Annotated in this window: 9 protein-coding genes and 1 pseudogene; 9 read left to right on the top strand and 1 reads right to left on the bottom strand. The window is 39.8% G+C overall.

Annotated elements, in window-relative coordinates; translation table 11 throughout:
* On the top strand, nucleotides 1-186 hold a 186-nt coding region (locus ASU00_RS26535; RefSeq protein WP_236712831.1), incomplete at its 5' end, for a hypothetical protein.
* Here ASU00_RS26535 and ASU00_RS23895 read toward each other — a convergent pair.
* Nucleotides 175-777, bottom strand: a complete 603-nt coding sequence (locus ASU00_RS23895; RefSeq protein WP_057915935.1) for a TetR/AcrR family transcriptional regulator — start codon at nucleotides 775-777, stop codon at nucleotides 175-177. The two genes, ASU00_RS26535 and ASU00_RS23895, sit on opposite strands and share 12 nt — an antisense overlap.
* Before the next feature lie 282 nt (nucleotides 778-1,059).
* Here ASU00_RS23895 and ASU00_RS23890 point away from each other — a divergent pair, with 282 nt between their 5' ends.
* The 8 genes and pseudogenes from ASU00_RS23890 to ASU00_RS26530 all read left to right on the top strand — a co-directional run.
* Entirely contained in the window at nucleotides 1,060-1,902 is an 843-nt protein-coding gene (locus ASU00_RS23890; protein WP_057915934.1) for an NmrA/HSCARG family protein, read from the top strand.
* A 43-nt stretch (nucleotides 1,903-1,945) separates the two neighbouring features.
* Nucleotides 1,946-2,212, top strand: a complete 267-nt coding sequence (locus ASU00_RS23885; protein WP_057915933.1) for a DUF2316 family protein — start codon at nucleotides 1,946-1,948, stop codon at nucleotides 2,210-2,212.
* A gap of 181 nt (nucleotides 2,213-2,393) precedes the next feature.
* A complete protein-coding gene (locus ASU00_RS23880) occupies nucleotides 2,394-3,086 on the top strand; it encodes an SDR family NAD(P)-dependent oxidoreductase (RefSeq protein WP_057915932.1) in 693 nt (230 codons plus the stop codon).
* A gap of 251 nt (nucleotides 3,087-3,337) precedes the next feature.
* The gene (locus ASU00_RS26760; RefSeq protein WP_269085362.1) at nucleotides 3,338-3,511 is read left to right on the top strand and encodes an NAD(P)H-binding protein; all 174 of its coding nucleotides are present in this window, start codon (nucleotides 3,338-3,340) and stop codon (nucleotides 3,509-3,511) included.
* On the top strand, nucleotides 3,495-3,971 hold the full coding sequence (locus tag ASU00_RS23875; protein WP_269085361.1) for an NAD(P)-dependent oxidoreductase: 477 nt from the start codon (nucleotides 3,495-3,497) through the stop codon (nucleotides 3,969-3,971). Before ASU00_RS26760 ends, ASU00_RS23875 begins: the two co-directional genes overlap by 17 nt.
* 25 nt (nucleotides 3,972-3,996) lie before the next feature.
* A pseudogene (locus tag ASU00_RS25235) lies at nucleotides 3,997-4,089 on the top strand (nitroreductase family protein); the annotation flags it as partial.
* Nucleotides 4,090-4,206: 117 nt separating this feature from the next.
* A complete protein-coding gene (locus tag ASU00_RS23870) occupies nucleotides 4,207-4,911 on the top strand; it encodes an SDR family NAD(P)-dependent oxidoreductase (protein ID WP_057915931.1) in 705 nt (234 codons plus the stop codon).
* Nucleotides 4,912-5,310: 399 nt separating this feature from the next.
* A partial coding sequence (locus ASU00_RS26530) for a magnesium transporter CorA family protein (RefSeq protein WP_236712832.1) occupies nucleotides 5,311-5,770 on the top strand: 460 nt, incomplete at its 3' end.

Here is a 5,770-nt window from a genome sequence, read left to right as displayed (position 1 = left end):
AAAAGCCGAGGAGGCTCCCGGATCGCCCGCGGAAAGCGAGTGCCTGGAGTGGAAATCAACGTCCAAAATATACAAGCCATAAAAAAAGTATACAAACTCGATTTTCATCGAGTTTGTATACAGTCTGAAGGTTCGCTTATAAGCGAACCTTTCTTTGTTGAAAAATTGATATGTTTAATGAGTTGAACATAACGTGGAATAGATTTGTTCTAAAATCATTTCGGGCGAATAACCACGCACTTCTCTTTGGAATAAGTAAGAATCACTAGTGCAAGCTGTAAGCAACATGTCCGTTCTAAATACACTGTTAGTTACCAGGAATTCCTTTTCATTTATCTCTTCAAAAAGTGTGACAAATATTTGGTGTAATTGATTATACAGAGGACTCGTCACTATGGATTTATATTTTGGTGTAGCGTCCTCAACCCCTTTAAGTAATTGTACTTTCGCTTCTTTGAATTGAAGAAATATCCTCATAACTTCCTTCAATCGTTTACTTGGCGGCTCATTATAGTTTTCTTCTAAATAGGCTTTAATCTCCTTAAAAAAAAGATCAAGGTTACCTTTGATTAAGTCAAGACATAATTCACCCTTGTTGCTATAACGACGATAGAGCGTACCAGGTCCTATTCCGGCTTCTTTGGCAATCTGATTCATACTCACTTGTTCAACATCATTTTGCTCAAATAGACTAAGTGCAGCATCCAATATGCGTTGACGATTCTCGGCAGCGTCACGACGTTCAATCCGTTTATGTGAACTTTTTTCCTGATTCATATTATTTCATCACTCCTAAAATGCAATAACAGATACATTGACAAATGGAGAACTCTCCGTTTATTATAAGTGAGACGGTTCTCCACTTAATGTTACTCTAATAACATAGAGATTACAATATAGGGAATGCTTTGCTTATTACAGTAATGGAAGAAGTGGTCAGAAACCTTTATATAGTAATGATTAACTAATCGTGAAAATGACTATTTAACCTACTTTATCTTAGGTTTTGTGAGAACAAAAAATTAATACAAGATGATTACATTTAAGGGGGCATTCTTTATGCCAATTCTAAGTGAAACAATTTTAGTAATAGGAGCAACTGGAAAACAAGGAAGTGCTGTAGTAGAGAAGTTGTTGGATGATGGATGGCAAGTTCACGCTATTTCACGTAATTTGGATAGACCGGTTGTACAGGATCTGCAGCAACAGGGGGCAACCGTTATTAAGGCGGATTTAGATGATCGTCAATCGCTATTAGACGCAATGAAAAGCGTGTATGGTATTTATGTTGTACAACCTATATATGGGGAAGAACCTGAAAAAGAGCTACAACAAGGAAAGAAAGTGGCTGATGTTGCCAAACAAGTTGGTATTGCTCACTTTGTTTACAGTTCTGCAGGTGGTGTAGATAGAAATAGAGGCGGTGCACATTTTGATATCATGTGGCAAATCGAGCAATATATTCGAGCCATTGATCTTCCATGTACGGTGCTTCGTCCAGCTTTTTTCATGGACAACTTTAAGAGACTGGTCCAAGTTCAGGATCAACAATTAATCATACCAGAATTTGTGAGTGAAGAAACCAAATTTCAAATGATTTCGGCAAAAGACATTGCAACATTTGCTGCCATTGCTTTTAACTATCCGGAGAAGTATAAAGGAAAAGCTATTGAAATTGCAGGAGACGAAATATCACTTTCACAAATAAAAGAATTGTTCAGTCAGATATTTAATGTGCCATGTAACATCTTAGAATCTCCTAAGGGGCAGTTCCCAGGTAGAGAATGGCTTGAGAAAGAAGGCTATCAGGCTGACATCCCTGCATTACGTAAGATACATCCCGACTTGCTGAATTTACAGGACTGGATAAACACTTCAGGCTGGAACCCACTAGAGTCATAAATTGTTTACTATAAAGAATGTGCCTTGAACTGGAGGTAAAAAGATGAGCTTAAACCATGCACAGCGAAAGCAAACGAGTGAAGAATTAAAAGTAAATTACGAAATTTCAGGGTTAACATCCGAAGATATTCAAGCTGATTTAGGTTTCAGTGTTAAGCAGTTGGAAGAGACACTAAACATTGGTCCTTCTTCTCAGGGAGAAGCAGTCTGGATGCTGCGTGATTATTTGGAGGAAAAAATAAAAGAGCAAGGAAAAGAGCCACATCCTTATTCCATACTGAAAACAAATATCTGGTATAGATATAAATAATGGTTAATCGATTGAAGATATAAAAGGTAACGAATGCGAACATGGCTACTGATAGATTTATAAACCTTAGACAAAAGTTTGCTCTTTTATTACTTCCTTTAATCATGTTTTATATAAACTAACTTTGCATATTTTAAGTACATTCTCACATTACTAAAAAATTTAAAGGAGATGGATTAAAATGACCCTTACTTTAATAACAGGCGGTAACAAAGGACTCGGATTTGAAACTGCCCGTCGCCTAATAGGACTCGGACATACCGTTTATATCGGCGCACGCAACGCAGAAAACGGCAAGAAAGCAGCCAACGAACTTGGCGCCCAGTTTGTCCTTCTCGATGTGACGGATAATGACTCCGTCAATACCGCCGCAGCTGAAATCATGAAAAAAGAGGGACATCTTGACGTCCTTATCAACAATGCAGGGATCGTCGGCGGTTTTTCGAAGCCCCAAGATGTTACGGCAGACGAAGTTCGTCAGAGTTACGAGACGAATGTCTTTGGTATTGTTCGTGTGACGCAAGCTTTTCTTCCCTTGCTGCGTAAGTCAGAGGCTCCTGTTATTGTCAATGTCAGTAGCGGACTAGGATCTTTCGGAATGGTGACAAACCCTGAAACGCTGGAGTCGAAGGTGAATTCTCTCGCTTATACTTCATCTAAGTCAGCCGTAACGATGCTCACTGTTCAATACGCGAAAGGACTGCCTAACATCCGGATCAATGCTGTAGATCCGGGACCTACAAAGACCGATCTCACCGGGCATGGACATCAAACGGTCGAGGAGGGAACGGATGCCATCGTTAGAATGGCTACCATTGGTAAGGAAGGACCGACAGGAACCTTTACCAATCGTAACGGTGAAATGCCCTGGTAACGGAATATAAATTAAGGGCTCTGGTGCAAAAAGAATTAGATAACTAACTCAACATGAATATTAGCTATCCTACGAACAATTAATATTCGGAATAAAAATTCAACCCCGAACATTAACAGTATATAAAGCTTGAAAGTTCGGAATTAATCTTATATTTTTGTTCATACTTTGAAAAAATCCGAGCTTTGCACCAGAACCAAATTAACTATTTACCCTATTATCTCAACATCAATTGATGGGAGAACACCTCAATGAAAATCACAGTTATTGGAGCAACAGGTGCGACTGGAAGGAAAGTGGTAGAGCGAGCTCTTGAGTTGGGACACGAGGTTATCGCCGTAGCTCGCCGGCCAGAAGCCCATCACCCCCACTTCACGTCTCAACGTCCGTCAAGGAGATGTCCTGGATGTGCAGAGCATTGTTAAATCCATTACCGACACAGATGCGGTAATCAGTTGCATAGGTCCGACCAAAAACTTTTCGCCCGGCACCGTCATGTCGGAAGGCATCCCGAACATCCTGGCCGCCTGTGAGCGTGCTGGAATCAAACGTTTCGTCATGCAGAGCGGCATCACTCTAAGCAATGGAAAAGAGCTTTCCCCGCTCAATCGCTGGACAATACGCATTCTGCAAAACATCTACTTAAAAGCTTTCGAGGACAAATCTATTGCCGAGCGTGCGGTGCAACGGAGCGACCTAGATTGGGTTATTGTTCGACCAGTCGGACTTCGTGATGCTGCCGCCACTTCGAAATATACGGCAGGTCCCTCGGCCCGTATCGCTCCGCTCCTGCCACTTTCCTTCTCAGACTGTGCTGACTGCCTCGTAAGAGCAGCGACGAGTGAGCCAAACTGGGTTAGGAAGATCGTTAATGTTGGGCGATAATGGAGTTGACTTAAAGGGAGCGCCGGTAATTGTCCAAATGCCTTTTGGTAATCCAACTGCACAGCCGGGTGAGAAAGAATTTCAGCCTGTTGAATATCGTGTAACATTCTACAACTAAAAATAGAGATAAGAAAAGAGTGTTCAAAAAGCCTGATGGTAACTGTCAGATTTCTCATTTACTTGTATTTTATATGTTGTTTAAAATTTATCAAATTGTAAAAAAGGAGAATGAAAGATGACAAAGACAGCGTTAGTAACTGGTGCGAATAAAGGGATTGGATTTGAGATTGCGAAGCAGTTGTTAGAAGTGGGGTATCGTGTTTTAGTCGGGGCACGTGATCAGAAGCGAGGAGAAACGGCAGTAACTTCCCTCCGGAAATTTGGTGATGCAAAGTTGGTGCTGTTAGACGTTTCCGACCTGGAGAGTATTGATAATGCAGTGACAATAATTAAGCAGAATTACCCAGAGTTGACGCTCTTGGTTAACAATGCGGGTATTCCAGGCGATATGCATAAACCTGGATGGAAGTTTACGGTTGAAGAGCTACAGGCAACTCATCAAGTTGACTTTATCGGTCCTTTTGCACTTTCAAAAGGCTTGCTGCCACTATTGATCGCCAATAAGGGCACTATTGAAAATATCAGTATACCTATTGAGCCACATCCTATCTTCAATGCGTTTGCCTACCAAACAGCCAAGGCACCTTTGAATGTTATGACAAAGTCTTGGGCAATGAGTTTTGAACAGGAGAGTATACCTGTGGAGATTTTTGCGGTGATGCCAGGGGCGGTTTCGACGGATTTGAATGGACATATAACGGGAGATTTTGTAATAACACCTGCTCAGGCTGCGGAATTAATCGTGAGCTTTGTTTTGGATGATGAAAATCATAATGGACAAGTGATTAATCACGACGGCACTTTAGCAGACTACATTTGAATGAAAAGATTTACGCACAACATTTGATCTACCTCCGCGTCTATGAACGTCCTTTCTCTACTAGAGAGTGGGCTGTTCGTGTTTTTTGTAATAAATTTTGGACACAGAAAACATCGGAGAAAGAATAAAGCACGATTAGGGGTACCTTTAGCAAAACGCGTTTATCTATACTATGAAAATCAGGAGTATTTAAAGTATTCTAAGAAGAATAATTGAGTGAAAAGTTACTTTATACTTGATATCTTTACTCAGTAAACAATGTATTCAACGTATTCAGTGTAGTGATGTATTGACAATGCGAAGACATCAAATAACCTTGCTTGCATAAAACCTAACCTATCTATGACCGCACCGTCAAAAGAAGAATTGGCAGNGGTATCTCAACTTTGTAATATCCCAATGGAATTCTTAAGAGATCCGTTAGATTTAGAAGAAAGTGCTCGGATTCAATATGATGAAGAGACGAATTGTACGTTAATTATTAATGATTTTCCAACTATTGATATGAATCACGGTCAATTTGATTCCTATATTACCATTCCTATTGGAATCATCTTAGGAACAGATTACATTGTTACGGTTTGCAACCAATCGACTAACTCTTTAGAAAATGTAATCAAGAAAAATGTTAACACTTCAATGAAGAGTCGTTTTGCATTAGAGATATTATTTTCAATTTCAACTCAGTATATAGAAAAGTTAAAACAGCTCAACAAACAACGTCTTAAAATAGAGAATAATTTGCGTGATTCATTAACGAACAAGCAACTGTATGACCTAATGGAGATTGAAAAAAGTTTGGTTTATTTTCTCACATCATTGAAGGGTAATGGGGATATCATCACCAAATTATTTCGTG

Origin of the sequence: Peribacillus muralis (assembly GCF_001439925.1) — a bacterium.
Classification (GTDB): Bacteria; Bacillota; Bacilli; order Bacillales; family DSM-1321; genus Peribacillus; species Peribacillus muralis.
Note: the sequence above shows the minus strand (reverse complement) of the source record. Positions and strands in the feature narration are given on the sequence as shown.